We start from the raw sequence: 15,243 nt of genomic DNA, 5'->3' as shown, positions 1-15,243 counted from the left end.
TCAGGGAGCGGGAACCTGGCAAGCCTCGAAGGATCTCGTCGTGGCGGTGATGACGAAGACCGTGTGCGTTTTCGTCTTGCCGGCGACGACACCGAGAACCTTGATCGATGCCGGAACACGCGCCTGAGCCAGGAGAGTCGAGCAGGACGGCTCCGCACATGCCCGGGTGGCCTCCGCGGGCGCGACCGGCGCCATGGCCACCGCGGCGGCCATGGCCGCCAGTTTGATCGAAACCGTCCCGTTCACCGATGTCCCGGTCCTTTCGCCCGCCACCGCCCCTTCCGTGCCGGCGGCAGGCACGGCGAGCCCCCTCGCCCCTCCGTGCGCGCCGCCGGCACCGCACCCGGCGATGCCGAAGGTGTCAGTTCGGCTGTACAGGACCGGCACATCCGGCGAACATCGACTGGTCAAGCCACGTTCACCGGGGGAGGGATGCCGTGGAGTTCCTGCTTCTCGGCCCGGTCGAGGTCCGGTCGGGAACCGTGCACCTGCAGCTGGCCTCGCAGCGGCAACGCGCGCTGCTCGCCGCCCTCCTGCTGGCGCCCCGCGTGGTGGTTCCGCCGCATCGGCTGATCGAGGTGATCTGGGGTGAGACGGCTCCACCGTCGGCGATGGCGAACCTGCGCACCCACGTCGGCCAATTGCGCAGGCAGCTCGCCACACTGCAAGGCGGTGCCCGCCGCATCCACGCCCGGGCCGGTGGCTATCTCATCGAAGTCCAGCCGGACGAGCTCGATGCCGAGCGGTTCGAGCGCCTCGCCGCGGCGGGGCACCGGGCGCTGCTCGCCGGCGATGACGAGTGCGCCGCGGAGACGCTCGGGCGGGCCTTGGCGCTGTGGCGAGGACGACCGTTGGACAACCTTGCCGTTACCGCGGCGGTCGAGGGTGAGGCGCACCGGCTGGTCGAGATGCGGCTCGCCGCCGTCGAGCACCACTGCCGCGCGCAGCTCAACCTCGGTGCCTGTGCGGACGTGGCCGCCGAGCTCTACCGGCTGGTGGCCGACCACCCGCTGCACGAACGACTCTGGGCGCTGCTGATGCTCGCGCTGGCCGCCGCCGGGCGACAGGCAGCGGCGCTCGACGCCTACGACACGATCAGCAGCAGGCTGGCCGGCGACCTGGGCGCCGAACCGGGCTCCGACCTGCGTGAAGCACATTTGTCCGTGCTGCGGCACCAGGCCATCCCCGCGTCTTGCCCGCCGCGTCCCGCGCAGCTTCCCCGTGCTGCAGTGGGATTTCGTGGACGCCGCACCGAACTGCAGACGCTCGACCGGCTGCTGCCCGGAGGTGACGGCCCGCGCCTCGGCGTCGTCGTCGGAACCGCCGGGGTCGGCAAATCGGACCTCGTGACGCAGTGGGCGCACCGGGTCCGAGACCACTTTCCCGACGGGCAGCTGTACGCCGACCTCCGCCGTTCGGCCCGGCCGGGCCCCGTTCTCGTGCGGTTCCTGCGTGCGTTGGGAACTCCGGCGCGGCAAATCCCCGAGGACATCGATGAAGCAGTGGCGTTGTACCGATCCGTGCTGGCGGCCAAATCCGTCCTCTGCGTGCTCGACGACGTGTTCGATCCCGGCCAGATCCGGCCGTTGCTGCCCGCGGCACCGAATTGCGTGGTTCTGGTGACCAGCCGCAACCGGCTCGACGGCCTGGTTGCTCTCGACGGCGCCCAGCACGTCACGCTGGACGTCCTCGATGCGGCTGACGCGGTCGCTGTACTCGCGGCCGCGATCGGTCCCGAACGCGCGGCCCGCGAACCGGCGGCCACCGCCGAACTGGCCGAGACGTGTGCGCGACTGCCCATCGCCCTGCGCATCACCGGTGCCCAGCTCCGGTACCGGGCCGGCCGCCGGATCTCCGACCACCTCGCCGACCTGCGTGCCCACGGTGTGTTGGACAGCTTGACGACCGACGGCGGAACCAGCGCGGTCCGGGGCGCCTACGACCTGTCCTACGCCGCGCTCGACACCGCGACCCGCCGTACGTTTCGGCTGCTCGGCCTGGTCCCCGGCCCGGACACGACCCCGGCCGCGGCCACCGCCCTGACCGGTGCCCCGGCCTCGACGACGGCCCGCCACCTCGAACGACTGGCCCTGGCCCACCTCGTCCAGGAGCACGTGCCAGGGCGCTACCGCCTGCACGAACTCCTTCGCCGATACGCCGCCGAACGCGCGGACCTCGAGTGCGCTGGGGAAGAACGCGACACGGCGACGCGCGCCCTGCTCGACTACTACCTCGCCCGCACCGCCGCGGCCGCCGACCTGCTGTACCCGTTCGTCTTGCGCCAGTCTTCACCGCACCAGCAGTGCGGGTTCGACAGCGAGGAAGCCGCACAGACGTGGCTCGACGACGAAGTCCCCAACCTCGTCGCGGCGATCCGCCACGCCCACGCCCACCGGCACCACCGGCGGGCCTGGGAGCTCGTCGACGCTCTCCGCGGCCACTGCAGGACAGCCTGGCTCGCGGAAGGACCGGAACTGGCCCGGATCGGCCTCGCCGCCGCGGAAGCCACCGACGAAACAGACCTGCGAGCGGCCGCGCACAACAACCTCGCCGCCGCTTGCGCACACCGCTACGACTTCGAGCCCGCCACCACCCACTTCCAAGCCGCTCTCCGGCTCTACCGTGCGCTCCGGTTCCAGCGCGGCGTGGTCAGCGTGCTGGGAAATCTGGCCACCCTCCACCTCGTCACCGGTGATCTCGACCGGGCAGGCGCGCTCTTCGCCGAGGCAGGCGCCCTCGATCCGGCGCAGAACCCGATTTGCCGCCGCAATCTCGGGGTTCTCCACGAACACCGCGGCCGGCTGGCCGAGGCGACCAGGATCCACGCCTCGCACACCGCCGACACGCGTTGTCCGGACGACCTGGTCCTGCTCGCGCGCGTGCGTGCCCGCGCCGCCGACTACCAGACGGCCCTTTGCGTTGCCGAAGAAGCCGCGGAGCTCGCGCGGAGCTCCAACGATCGGTGCACCGAGGCCCATGCGGTCGCGGTGCTCAGCCGAGTCCACGCCGGCACCGGCGACACCACGCGAGCCATCCACCTCGCGGAGGAAGCACTCGAGACCGGGTGCGGCATCGACGACACCGGCGCCGAGATCGCCGGGCACGCCGCACTCGCGGTGAGCAGGCTCGCCGGGGGTCTCCACGCCCGTGCCCTGCTCAGCGGCCACCACGCACTTCGCCTCGCCCGTCGGACCGGCATGCGGTTCGACGAATGTGAAGCGCTCATCACCATCGGGCAGGTCCACCGGGCTGCCGGTTCACCGGAACAGGCCGATCACTACCTCGGTGCCGCCGTGCAGCTGGCGAAAACTCATGGCTACCACGGGCTTGCTGCCGTCGCTGGTGAGACCTGAGCCACTTGGCGAATATCGCCTTTCACGCAAGCGGGCAAGCGCTTCCGTATGCCGGACGCCCCTTCTCCCAGGAATTGGGAACCCGAGCGGGCCGGCGTGAAATCGCCCACCCTGAGGCGAAATCACGATCTTCAGGAGGGCCCATGTCGCTGACCGAAGTGATCGAAGGCACCCGCAAGGCCGTCGACGCCGATCCGCACAACGCCGCCGTTTCCTTCAGCGTCGGCCACGAACTCAAGCCGGGGACCAAGACCGAAGTGGAGGTCAAGGTCCGGGACCACCGCTTCACCGTCGACGAGCCGCCCGCGCTCGGCGGGACCGACCACGCCGCCAACCCCGTCGAGTTCGCGCTCGCCGCCCTCGGGTCCTGCCAGGTGATCACCTACCAGTTCTGGGCGGCGAAGCGCGGGATTCCGCTCGACTCCGTCAAGGTCACCGTCGACGGGGACCTCGATCTGCACGGCTTCTTCGGCTTCTCCTTCAACACCCGCCCCGGTTTCGGGGACGTGCGCGTGTCCGTCGAACTCGAAGGACCGGCGAGCCGGGAGCGCTACGAAGACCTCAAGCGCGAGGTCGACGAGCACTGCCCGGTGCTCGACCTGTTCCGGAACGAGACGCCCGTCAGCACCAAGCTGACCTGAACGCGGTATCCAGTGACCAGGCCGCGGTTCGCTCGATCACCCAGCGGTGCTTACCGAGCATCTGGCCGTGCGAAATCACCGCACATCCGTCCAGCGAACGCCTCGATCACCGGGCGAACCTCGTAACGGCCACCGGGACTCCTGGCGCAACGGCGTCCAGAGCGAACCGCTCATCCGTCGAGTTGACCAGCGGTTCGCGGCGCCAGGATCCCGTCCAGCATCATGTCGATGAGCCATGCACTGCGATCTTCGTTGCTGCCGCGGACGAAGATCGCCGTCCCGAGTGCTTTCAGCGTCGGGTGCCGCTGGGGGTCGGCTGATTCGAGCGTGCTGACGAGGTCGCTGAGTTCCTGCTCCCCGCCTTCTCTGCGGCCCTCCCACTCCGCGGCCGCTGCAGTGGAGTGCTGGAGCAGCAGATCGGTCGCCCGAGCCGCCGTCTCCGGCTCGACGCCGGCCGCCGTCAACAGGCGCATCAGCAGCTCGATCAGGTCGAGGTAGTGCGGTCCGTCCGGCCACACGAACACTGCTGACCGCGCGATGCCCGAATGGCTCGCCAGCATCGTCGAATAGTCCGCGAGCACACGGTGCATGCGTCCGCGCCACGGCTCGACACCGTCCCAGGACAGGTCCAGCGACGCGATGAGCCGATCGATCAGCAAGGAACTCAGCTCAGTGGCGTTCCGCACATACACGTAAAGCGACGCTGGGCCTGTGTCCAGCGCCGCAGCGACCTTCCGCATCGTCACCCCCTGGGCGCCGTCGGACGCAAGGATCGCCATCGCGGCGTCCACGATTCGGTCACGAGTCAACGCGAGCTTCGCCGGCCGCTCACGGCGACTGACCGGCATCTGTCGGGGCATGTGACCAGCATAGCAGTAGTCGAACTTGATCGTGACGAACATGTTCGTTACGATCAAGTTTGTCCGAACCATTTGACTGAGGGACGCCCTCCGCATGATCACTTCAACTGATCCATCCCGGCCGCTGACCTCCACCCGAGCAATGGCGATGACGCTCGTCGTCGTCCTGCTCGCGGACGCCATGGACCTGATCGACGCGACCATCGCCAACGTCGCGGCGCCATCCCTGGTCGCGGACCTCGGCGCCGGACCGAGCCTGATCAAGTGGCTGGGCGCGTCCTATGCCCTCGCTCTGGGCTCCCTGCTGGTACTCGGCGGCCGCATCGGTGACCGCTTCGGGCAACGCCGGACCTTCCTGATCGGCCTCACCGGGTTCGTCCTCGCCTCAGCCGTGGCAGGCCTCGCCGTCGGCCCGGTCATGCTCATCGGCGCACGAGTCGCCCAGGGAGCCTTCGGCGCGCTGCTCATCCCGCAGGGCATGGCGATCATCACCGCGACGTTCCCGAAAGACGCACTGCGCAAAGCGTTCGGGCTCTTCGCCCCGATGCTGGGCATCTTCGCGGTCGCCGGCCCGCTCATCGGCGGCATCCTCATCGACGCCAACCTCTTCGGCCTGCAGTGGCGACCGATCTTCCTGATCAACGTCGTCGTCGGCGGTGTGGCATTGGTGCTGGCTTTCCGCTTCCTGCCCGCAGTCGAAGCCGACCGAACCATCCGCATCGACCTGGTCGCGAGCGGTCTGCTCGCCGTCTCGCTCTTCAGCTTCCTCTTCGGACTGATCACCGGCTCCGATCACGGTTGGGGAGCACTCGCGATCGGCACCAGCGTGGCGGGGATCGTTCTCTTCGCTGTCTTCTGCCGCCGTCAAGCCCGTAGCGAGCAGCCGCTGCTGGCCCGGTCACTTCTGCGCAACCGCGGTTTCACCTCAGGACTTGTGATGGGATTGCTCGTGTTCGCCGCCTTCAGCGGCCTGATGTACGTCATCTCGTTGTTCTTCCAACTGGGCCTCGGATACTCGCCGACCAAGACGTCGCTCAACCTGATCCCTCTCACCGCGGGCATCATGGGCGGCTCCGGGATCAGCACCGCACTCGCGCCCAAGCTCGGCCGCAACCTCGTCTTCGGCGGACTGCTCACCACCCTGACCGGCGCCGGACTCCTGCTGTTCGTGGTGAACGTGATCGGCGCGGACGCGACGTGGTGGCAGAACGCCATCACGACGCTCGTCATCGGGCTCGGCGCCGGCATCTGCTTCAGCACCATCTTCACCCTCGCGCTCGGAGACGTGGAACCACACGAGGCGGGCGCCGCCAGCGGCTCGCTCAGCGCCGTCCAGCAGGTCGCCAACGGTATCGGCTCCGCCACGGTCACCAGCGTCTTCCTCGCGGCGATCACCAGCGACGGCAGCATCCCGGCCATGACAACGACGCTCCTGGTCGTCGCCGGCGTCATCGTCGCTTGCCTGGCGGCCGTGCCACTCCTGCCCCGCACTGCCGCCGACGTCACGCACTAAGCCCACCAACAAAGGGAACGTCATGAGCAAGCTCGTCATCTTCGGAGCCAATGGCGCCACCGGACACGCCATCGTCGAACAAGCCCTCCGCGCCGGCCACCGCGTCCGCGCCGTCGTCCGCAACCCGGACACGTTCCGCCCGGTACCGGAAGAATTCCAGCCCGCACTGGAGATCGTCAAAGGCGATGTGCTGGATCACGATGACGTACGCGCCGCGGTACACGGCCAAGACGCCGTCATCTCCGCAATCGGACCGTCCGGAACGCGCTCCGGCGGCCTTTACTCCCGCAGCGCCCGCCACTTCGTCACCGCCATGACCACGGAAAACGTCGCCCGGATCGTCGTTCTCTCCTCCAGCGGCGTGCGACGCGGCGACCCTCACCACCCCCTGTGGTACCGCGCCGTGGCGCGCACCCTCATGCGCGAGCTCTACGGCGACATGGAAACCATGGAAACCATCCTCGAGGGCAGTGAGCTGAGCTGGACGGCCGTCCGCCCCTCCCGGATCATCGACGAACCGGTGAGCGGCGACTACCGGATCGGCGACAGCGAGACCCCCAAAGGCGGCACCACGATCAACCGCAACGACCTCGCCCGGTTCGTCGTGCAGGCCGCCACCGAAGACGTGTGGTCACGGCAACGCCCCACCCTGGCACACTGACGGAGAAAGGTTCTGCCCAGGGTTTGGTTGACACTGATGTGTGAGGCTTCGGTGGGGTGCCGTTCCATACCGCGCACCGCCGCTTCGGCCAGTGGAGGCGAGGCCGGGCTGTGGCGACAGCTGCCCGTGCGCTTTTGGACGAACTCGGCAGCCAGGGCTTCATCGACTGGAGCCGCGTGATCGTGGACGGTGCCTGCGTGCGGGCGAAAAAGGGGGATCTACGACCGGCCCCCAGCCCCGTCGACCGCGGCAAGCCCGGCTCGAAGATCCACGCCCTGCACGGCGGCGCAAGCCGGCCGAGCTGCACGCCGACAAGGCCTACGACCAGGCCGACCTGCGCCGCTGGTCCGCGACCGCGGCATCAAGGTCCGCATCGCCCGCAAAGGCATCGAATCCAAAGGACCAGCTCGGCAAGCGCCGCTGGGTGATCAAACGAACCATGGCCTGGTTCACCGGATACCGACGCCTTACGTTGCGCCACGAACGCAAGGCCGAACTCCGCAAACTCACCACATGCGACAACCTCTCAGACGAACGTGTGCCGCACGATCGTCTGCTCGCGGCCCGGGCCGACGCCGATCGCGGAAATCCGGGCGCCCGACAGCTCTTCCAGGCGCTCGACGTACGCGCGGGCGTTCGCCGGGAGCTCCTCGAACGTGCGGCACGCCGAGATGTCCTCGAACCAGCCCGGGTGCTCTTCGTAGATCGGGATCGCGTGGTGCACGTCGGTCTGCGTCATCGGCATGTCCTGCGTGCGGAAGCCGTCGACTTCGTAGCCGACGCACACCGGCACCTTCTCCAGGCCGGACAGCACGTCCAGCTTCGTGAGGAAGTAGTCGGTGATGCCGTTGACGCGCACCGCGTACCGCGCGATCACCGCGTCGAACCAGCCGGTGCGGCGGGAGCGGCCGGTTGTCACGCCGAACTCGCCGCCCTGCTTGCGCAGGTACTCGCCGGACTCGTCGTGCAGCTCGGTCGGGAACGGGCCGGAGCCGACGCGCGTGGTGTAGGCCTTGAGGATGCCGAGCACCGTCGTGATGCGGCCCGGCCCGATGCCCGAGCCGGCGCTCGCGCCGCCGGACGTCGGGTTCGACGACGTCACGAACGGGTAGGTGCCGTGGTCGACGTCGAGCAGCGTGCCCTGTGACCCCTCCAGCAGCACGATTTCGCCGCGCTCGAGGGCCTGGTTGAGCTGCAGCCGCGTGTCGGCGATGCGGTGCGCGAACTTCTCGCCCGCCGCCAGCACCTCGTCGGCGACCTGGTCGGCGTCGAGCGCCTTGCGGTTGTAGACCTTCACCAGCACCTGGTTCTTGAACTCCAGCGCGGCTTCGACCTTCTGGCGGAAGATCTTCTCGTCGAGCAGGTCCTGCACGCGGACGCCGACGCGGGCGATCTTGTCCTGGTAGCACGGCCCGATGCCGCGGCCGGTGGTGCCGATCTTGCGGCTGCCGAGGTACCGCTCGGTGACTTTGTCGATGGCCACGTGGTACGGCATGATCAGGTGCGCGTCGGCCGAAATGAGCAGCTTGGACGTGTCCACGTCCCGCGCTTCGAGGCCGGAGAGCTCGTCGAGCAGCACCCCCGGGTCCACCACCACGCCGTTGCCGATGACGTTGGTCACGCCCGGCGTCAGGATGCCGGACGGGATGAGGTGCAGGGCGAAGTTCTCGCCGTTCGGCAGGACGACCGTGTGACCGGCGTTGTTGCCACCCTGGTAGCGGACGACCCACTGGACGCGGTCACCCATCAGGTCGGTGGCCTTGCCCTTGCCTTCGTCTCCCCATTGGGCACCGATGAGCACGATGGCCGGCATGTGACACTCCAGGTGTTCGACGACGTGAGGTTTAGTGTCCCGGACGGACACCGGTGGCGCTGCTAAATGCCGGTGCATGAGCGTAACGGAGGACCCGCGGGTGCGCGGAATAGTGGTGGCCTGTGGCGAGGACGCGGCCGGCTTCGAAGAGGTCGACGACGTCGAGTCGATCCGCGTGCCGAGCCGTCCCGGCAAGGCGGAAATCGACCCCTTGCTGGGCGAACACGATCACCTGGTCGTCTCGGGCACGGACGCGGACCTCGCCGCGGTCGTGCTGCGCCTGCTGCGCAAGGACGCGCTCTCCGGCGTGTCGGTCGGGTTCGTGCCGTCGTCGCCGGACTCGGTCGTCGGCGCGCTCTGGGGCCTGCCGAAGACGCCGCTGCGGGCGCTCGCGCTGGCGTTGCGCGGCGAGGTCGACCCGGTGCCGCTGATCCGCGACGACGTCGGCGGCGTGCTCGTCGGGCGCGGGCAGCTGCGGCTGGTCCGCGGGGTGGCCTACGCCGACGAGCAGGTGGCGCTGCGGGGGCCGGCCGCGTCGATCGAGGTGCTGCCGGACCCGGGCGGTCCCGGCCTGGCCGTCCGCGTGGTGAAGGGCACGATCTTCAAGCGGCCGACGACGCTGTACTCGCGGGCGTTCCAGATCGGCTGCATCCCGACCCGGCCGGTGCTCGACGACGTCGTCCACGAGCGCGCGGTGAACAAGTGGACCTGGTACCGGCACACCGAGGACCTGCGGCTGGTCCGCGGCGCGCTCTGACCGTCCCCCGCCGACGATCACGCAGTGTTCATCGACGGGCAGCAAAACGTCACCTATACGTGTTGTATGCGCCACTTCCGTGGATCAAGGTGAACTGTCCCGAACCTGACCCGGAGGCCGCAAGATGCGTGCTGTTCGTCGTTCGTTCACCGTCCTCGCCGTCACCGCCGCACTGTCCGGAACCCTGGCCGGCGTCGCGGACGCGACCCCGCCGGGCATCCCGTCGGCCACCACGGCGAAGTCCGAGCTCGCCACCCTGACCGTCAAGGCCGACGGCTCGCAGACCGGCTACAGCCGCGACAAGTTCCCGCACTGGATCGACCAGGGCAGCAGCTGCAACACCCGCGAAGTGGTGCTGAAGCGCGACGGCACGAACGTGGTGACCGACTCGAGCTGCGCCGCGACCTCCGGCAAGTGGTTCAGCCCCTACGACGGCGCGACCTGGACCGCGGCGTCCGATGTGGACATCGACCACGTCGTGCCGCTGGCCGACGCGTGGCGCACCGGTGCGTCGTCGTGGACGACCGCGCAGCGCCAGGCGTTCGCGAACGACCTCACCGACCCGCAGCTGATCGCCGTGACCGACAACGTCAACCAGGAGAAGGGCGACAAGTCGCCCGACGCGTGGAAGCCGCCGCTGGTGAGCTACTGGTGCACCTACGCGAAGATGTGGGTCGCGGTGAAGTACAAGTTCAAGCTGACGATCAACTCCGCCGAGAAGACCGCGCTGACGGACATGCTCAACCGCTGCTGATCACGGTACGCTCGGTGCGGTGCGGATCCTCTTCACGTGCCGCCCGGCGTACGGTCACCTCTTTCCCCTGCTGCCACTGGCGAACGCGGCGAAAGCCGCCGGCCACGAGGTCGTGTTCGGCACCGGCGAGGCGTTCGTGCCCAAGGTGCGTCAACTCGGCTTCGAGGCGCACCGCGTGGGCATCACCATCGGCGACGCGGAGGCCGAGGCCAAGCGGCGGCACGGCGAGGACGCCGGCTTCGTCGACCTCGCCCTCACGATGTTCGCCGAGCTGCTGCCGCGGGCGACGATGGCCGATCTGCGGCCGCTGCTGCCCGGGCTGCGGCCGGACCTGGTGGTCTACGAACAGAGCGACGTCGGCGCCGGGGCGCTGGCGCAGCAGGCGGGCATCCCGGCCGTTTCGTTCGTGATCGGCCGGTCGATGCCGCCGGAGGTGCTCGAGATCGCGGCCGAACGGCTGGCGCCGCTCTGGGGCACCCGGCCCGCGGACGCCATGCTCGGCGACGCCTGCGTCGACGTCTGGCCCGACAGCGTCCGCGACCCCGGCACGGCGGCCGTGCCGAAGGTGTTCCGGATGCGCCCGACGCAGTACAACGCCGATGTCCCGCTGCCGCCGCTGCCGGGAGACGGCTTTGTGTACCTGACCCTGGGCACGGTGGCCTTCGGCGCGACGCAGGTGCTGCGCGGGGCGATCGCCGCCCTGTCGCGGCTGCCGGTGGACGTGCTCGTCGCGGTCGGTCCCGGGGACCCCGCGGCGCTGGGCGAGCTGCCGGAGCGGGTGCGGGTCGCGGGGTTCGTGCCGCAGGCCGAGGTGCTGGCGCACGCGGGCCTGGTGGTGCACCACGGCGGCACGGGCACGGTGCTCGCCGCGCTCGCCGCCGGCCTGCCCCAGCTGGTCCTGCCCCAGGGCGCCGACCAGTTCGCCAACGCCGAGACGCTGTCGGCGCTCGGCGCGGCGAAGGCGCTGGTGGGCGAGGCGATCCGGATCGACGCGATCGAAGCGGCGGTCCGCGAACTGCTGGACGACCCGGCGGCCCGGGACGTCGCCCGCGGGATCGCGGCCGAAATCGCGGGCATGCCCGCGCCCGAAGCAGTGCTCGCCGAGCTGGTCGCCTGGGCCTCGTGAGTGGTAAGGCGGGTTCTAACCCGCCTTACCACTCACGAGCGTCAGGATCTCGCGGGCTACGGCGTCGTTCTGGCGGAAGGACAGCGCGTTCGTCCGCGGCCGCGTGAACGCCGCGGTCGAGCGCGCGCTCGTGTGCGGACCGACCGCGAACCGGTGCGGGTGGGGCCGTCCGGCGCCGTCGAGCACGCGGGAGTCGGAGACCCGCGTGTGGATCCGGCCGGACGACAGGCGGGCACCCGTGACCGGGTCCGCCACCGCCTCTTCGGCCAGTTCGCCCGCGTCGCGCAGCTGCCTGAGCAGGCCGTCCGCCGCGCGGGTCACACTCGGGCCCGGCAGCCGCGCTTCGATCAACGTGCGGGCCTCGACGGTCTCGGGGTGACTGGCCGAGGACGCCACGAAGACGCCGCCCTCCGCCGTCACCCGCAGTTCGGCACCGGCGAAGGAAACGATCCCGGCTTCGTGCAACGCCAGCAGTTCCTCCAGGCGGCGCGGCGGCGGACCACTGGCGTAGTAGGAGAAGAACCCGTGGAACCAGCCGTCCATATCGGACACCTGCGACGCGGCACCGAGCCGTCCTTTGTGGACCAGCACCGGCAGCTGGCCGTACACCGACAGCAACGCCGTGAAGGCACCGAGGTCGGCGCTGAACTCCTGGTCCGCCCGGCGCGCCAGGTCGGCCTCGACGTACTTGCGCAGTTCCTTGCCGAACTCCTCCGCCGTGCCGAAGGTGCGGCCCGCCATCGGCCGGTCGAGCCGGTCGAGGTCGAGCCGGTCGGCCTCGGCGGGCACCGCCCGCGCGATGAGGTCCCGCATGGCCGGCGCATCCCAGTCCGAGTCGGCGAAGGCGTCGGCGAACACGGCGAAGTCCATCCGGACGCGGTCGGGGTGCCCGGTGAACAGCTCGGTGTAGTAGCCCCAGGCGAGTTCCTTCGCGATCAGCGGCCAGACGTCCGCGCGGAAGTCGAGGGCGGCCCCGGCCAGCCCGTCCATGGCGTAGGCGTCGAAGAACCGGGGCAGCCGCGGCGGTTTGCCGCGCAGCCGGTAGCCGATCTTCGCGTGGTAGGGCACCCCGCGCCGCGAGCCGACGTGCAGCACCGGCTCGGCGCCGCTCGGGTGGTAGCGGAGGCCGCCGCACGGGAGGTCTTCGAACCGGCCGCCGCGGCCCTCGGTCAGCAGCAGCATCAGGTCGGCGAACGCCAGCCCGAACCCGCGCACCAGCACGGTTTCGCCCGGTTCGACGCCCGCGTAGTCGACGTCGGCGGTGTAGCCGGCCGGGTAGTAGGACAGCCCGTGCCGCGCGGCGAACGCCACCAGTTCGAGCTCCCGATCGTCGGGTTCCGCGTCGAGGTGCCCGACGGTGAAGACGACGGCGTCCGCCACGATCGCCGACCCGTCGGACAGGGTGACGGTGTAGCCGTCCACCCCGACCGCGCGGGCCGCGTGCTCGACGACGTCCATGCTTTCGGGCAGGTCTTCGACGACCTTCCGGTACACCCAGGTCAGGTAGGCGCTCTGCAGGCGCCGGGTGGGGAAGTCGAAGGGGTCGAGCGCGGTCAGCTCGGCGGCGACGTCGGCGGGCACCTCGGCGTCGAGCCGGCCGTCCCGCACCTTCCGCGCCCACTCCAGCAGCGAGGGCCCCGGCCGGACCGGGCCCGCCATCTTCACCGAGTCGTCGGTGAACATCGTGACGTCCTCGGGCATGGAGTTCATCCGCAGCAGCGGTGACTGGTCGTAGCGCCACACCCGGCCGGGCCCCGGCGGGAACGGGTCGATCAGGTGCACCTCGAGCCGCCGTCCGCCGGCCAGTTCCCCGGCGTTCGCCCCGAGCCGCTCGAGGACGCCGACCCCGCGGGGTCCGGCGCCCACGACAGCCAGGGTGAACGGCGGGAGGTCGGCCACGAATCCGAAGTTACGCCCGGGGTCCGGCGCGGGACGTCCTTCCCACAGGGCGGAATCCCGGCCCGGACCGATCCGCTCCGCCCGCGGCTGCGAATCCCCCGGTCGGGTCCGTGGGCCTCCCGCGCCGGTCCGCGCGTCGATCGAGGTCGTCGAACGGCCGCGGGGCCTCGCGGACGTGAGGTGGCTACTTTTGCCCCTGGCGACCGGCCAAGGGGTACGGAATGATCCATTGGTGACTCCTGAGCCACCGGTCAGACACTGCGGGCTATCGTCTGACCCGTTCGGGAAAGCTCCGTGACACCTTGGATACCAGCGAAAGAACCTAGAGATTTACCAACAGTCACGGGACACTGGCTGGGGTAACTCACGTACCGTGACTGCCTCATGACCGACTGGTCGTCTTGTCACCGGCGGTCATGCGTGCGAGGGACGCGGTCTGCACAAGAGGTCGGGAGAAAACGCATGGCAGCACCGCCGGATCGCGTCACGTTCCGCGAGGTGTTCGGGGTCGCCGAGTTCCGGGCGCTGTGGTTCGGGGAACTGCTCTCGATCGCCGGCGACCAGCTGGCCAGGGTCGCGCTGTCCATCCTCGTGTTCACCGGGACGAACTCGGCCACCCTCACCGGCCTGACGTACGCCCTGACCTACGCGCCGTCGCTGCTGGGCGGCATCTTCCTGACCGGCTTCGCCGACCGCTTCCCGCGCCGCAGCGTGATGGTGGTCGTCGACCTGCTGCGGGCCGGCCTGATCCTGCTGGTCGCCCTGCCCGGCATGCCGTTCTGGCTGATGTGCGTGCTGGTCGGCGGCGTCTCCCTGGTCAACCCGCCGTTCAAGGCGTCCCAGCTGGCGCTGCTGCCGCAGGTGCTCGAAGGCGACCGGTTCGTCGTCGGGATGGGCATCCGGAGCATGACCGTGCAGAGCGCCCAGCTGCTCGGGTTCGCCGGCGGCGGCGCGCTGCTGATCGCCCTCGACCCGCACGTGGCCTTGATCATCGACGCCGCCACGTTCGTGCTGTCGGCCCTCTTCGTGCGCTTCGGCCTCCGCGCCCGGCCGGCCGCGGCGACCGGTGAGCAGCGCAAGTCCTTCTTCGCGACGCTCGGCGGGGGTGGCCGGACGGCCTTCGCGAGCTCCCCGCTGCGGACGCTGGTGCTGTTCACCTGGCTGATGGGGCTCCTGCCGGTCTACGAGGGCATCGCCGCGCCGTACGTCTCGGCTGCGGGCGGCGGCCCCGAAGCGATCGGCCTGCTGCTCGCGGCCGACCCGATCGGCAGCGTCATCGCGACCTTCGCCTACACGCGCTGGGTGCCCGCGCGGCTGCGGCCGAAGCTGATCGGACCGCTGTCGGCGCTGTGCGCCGTGCCGCTGGTGCTCTGCTTCCTGAACCCCGGGCCGGTCTCGTCGATCGTCCTGTTCGTCGTGTCCGGCGGCCTGGGCACGGTCTGCCTGCTGCAGGCGACCGCGTCACTGACCCTGGCCGTGCCCGACGAGCAGCGGGCGCAGGTGATGGGCCTGTCCAACACGGGCCTGACCACGATGATGGGCGTCAGCCCGCTGATCGGCGGCGTGCTCGCGGATCAGCTGACCCCGCACAGCACCGTCGGGATCTTCGGCGTCATCGGGATCGTGCTCACGCTGCCGCTGGCGGCGCTGTGGGCGCGGGCCGTGGCGGGCGATCCGGGTCGATGGATCGACAAAGAAGCCGCACGCGCCGAACATGCTTGACATGCCCCGCGCGTGGGCTCGACCTGCGCGACCTTGCGGTGCGCTGTGCGGTCACTGTTCTTTGCCGCGCATCGCTGGCCACCTCTCGTTCCGGTGTCAAAGAAAAAGTACACACCGAAAGCCCTTGTGGACAGCAGGCGAACG

12 protein-coding genes and 1 pseudogene are annotated in these 15,243 nt (G+C 70.0%); 9 read left to right on the top strand and 4 right to left on the bottom strand.

Annotation, left to right across the window (positions count from 1 at the left end):
• Positions 1-246, bottom strand: a complete 246-nt coding sequence (locus Q5425_RS22505; protein ID WP_308674248.1) for a hypothetical protein — start codon at positions 244-246, stop codon at positions 1-3.
• A gap of 191 nt (positions 247-437) precedes the next feature.
• Here Q5425_RS22505 and Q5425_RS22500 point away from each other — a divergent pair, with 191 nt between their 5' ends.
• Positions 438-3,353, top strand: coding sequence for a BTAD domain-containing putative transcriptional regulator (locus Q5425_RS22500; RefSeq protein ID WP_308674247.1), 2,916 nt, complete (start codon positions 438-440; stop codon positions 3,351-3,353).
• Between the two features lie 143 nt (positions 3,354-3,496).
• Positions 3,497-3,994 carry an OsmC family protein gene (locus Q5425_RS22495; protein ID WP_308674246.1) on the top strand — a complete coding sequence of 166 codons (498 nt, stop codon included), beginning with the start codon at positions 3,497-3,499 and terminating at the stop codon, positions 3,992-3,994.
• A gap of 170 nt (positions 3,995-4,164) precedes the next feature.
• On the opposite strand, the gene Q5425_RS22490 is transcribed toward Q5425_RS22495, so the two are convergent.
• Positions 4,165-4,896 carry a TetR/AcrR family transcriptional regulator gene (locus Q5425_RS22490; protein ID WP_308674245.1) on the bottom strand — a complete coding sequence of 244 codons (732 nt, stop codon included), beginning with the start codon at positions 4,894-4,896 and terminating at the stop codon, positions 4,165-4,167.
• A 106-nt stretch (positions 4,897-5,002) separates the two neighbouring features.
• On the opposite strand from Q5425_RS22490, the gene Q5425_RS22485 reads away from it, so the two are divergent.
• The 3 genes and pseudogenes from Q5425_RS22485 to Q5425_RS22475 form a co-directional block, all read left to right on the top strand.
• Positions 5,003-6,367, top strand: coding sequence for an MFS transporter (locus Q5425_RS22485; RefSeq protein ID WP_308674244.1), 1,365 nt, complete (start codon positions 5,003-5,005; stop codon positions 6,365-6,367).
• Between the two features lie 22 nt (positions 6,368-6,389).
• Entirely contained in the window at positions 6,390-7,028 is a 639-nt protein-coding gene (locus Q5425_RS22480) for an SDR family oxidoreductase (protein WP_308674243.1), read from the top strand.
• A gap of 53 nt (positions 7,029-7,081) precedes the next feature.
• A pseudogene (locus tag Q5425_RS22475) lies at positions 7,082-7,521 on the top strand (IS5/IS1182 family transposase); the annotation flags it as partial.
• Positions 7,522-7,554: 33 nt separating this feature from the next.
• On the opposite strand, the gene Q5425_RS22470 reads toward Q5425_RS22475, so the two are convergent.
• The gene (locus tag Q5425_RS22470; protein WP_308674242.1) at positions 7,555-8,841 is read right to left on the bottom strand and encodes an adenylosuccinate synthase; all 1,287 of its coding nucleotides are present in this window, start codon (positions 8,839-8,841) and stop codon (positions 7,555-7,557) included.
• 76 nt (positions 8,842-8,917) lie between these two features.
• On the opposite strand from Q5425_RS22470, the gene Q5425_RS22465 reads away from it, so the two are divergent.
• The 3 genes from Q5425_RS22465 to Q5425_RS22455 all read left to right on the top strand — a co-directional run bounded on the left by Q5425_RS22465 (position 8,918) and on the right by Q5425_RS22455 (position 11,478).
• On the top strand, positions 8,918-9,598 hold the full coding sequence (locus tag Q5425_RS22465) for a hypothetical protein (protein WP_396135214.1): 681 nt from the start codon (positions 8,918-8,920) through the stop codon (positions 9,596-9,598).
• A gap of 124 nt (positions 9,599-9,722) precedes the next feature.
• Positions 9,723-10,352, top strand: coding sequence for an HNH endonuclease family protein (locus Q5425_RS22460; RefSeq protein ID WP_308674241.1), 630 nt, complete (start codon positions 9,723-9,725; stop codon positions 10,350-10,352).
• 19 nt (positions 10,353-10,371) lie between these two features.
• Positions 10,372-11,478, top strand: coding sequence for a glycosyltransferase (locus tag Q5425_RS22455; RefSeq protein ID WP_308674240.1), 1,107 nt, complete (start codon positions 10,372-10,374; stop codon positions 11,476-11,478).
• Between the two features lie 15 nt (positions 11,479-11,493).
• Here the strand turns inward: Q5425_RS22455 and Q5425_RS22450 are convergent, their stop codons facing one another.
• Positions 11,494-13,377, bottom strand: coding sequence for an FAD/NAD(P)-binding protein (locus tag Q5425_RS22450; protein ID WP_308674239.1), 1,884 nt, complete (start codon positions 13,375-13,377; stop codon positions 11,494-11,496).
• A 462-nt stretch (positions 13,378-13,839) separates the two neighbouring features.
• Between Q5425_RS22450 and Q5425_RS22445 the strand changes: the two genes are divergently transcribed.
• Positions 13,840-15,099, top strand: coding sequence for an MFS transporter (locus Q5425_RS22445; RefSeq protein ID WP_308674238.1), 1,260 nt, complete (start codon positions 13,840-13,842; stop codon positions 15,097-15,099).
• Positions 15,100-15,243 lie beyond the last annotated feature (144 nt).

Origin of the sequence: Amycolatopsis sp. A133, assembly GCF_031082405.1 — a bacterium.
In the GTDB taxonomy this organism is placed as follows: Bacteria; Actinomycetota; Actinomycetes; order Mycobacteriales; family Pseudonocardiaceae; genus Amycolatopsis.
This window is presented reverse-complemented; position numbering and strand designations above follow the sequence as displayed.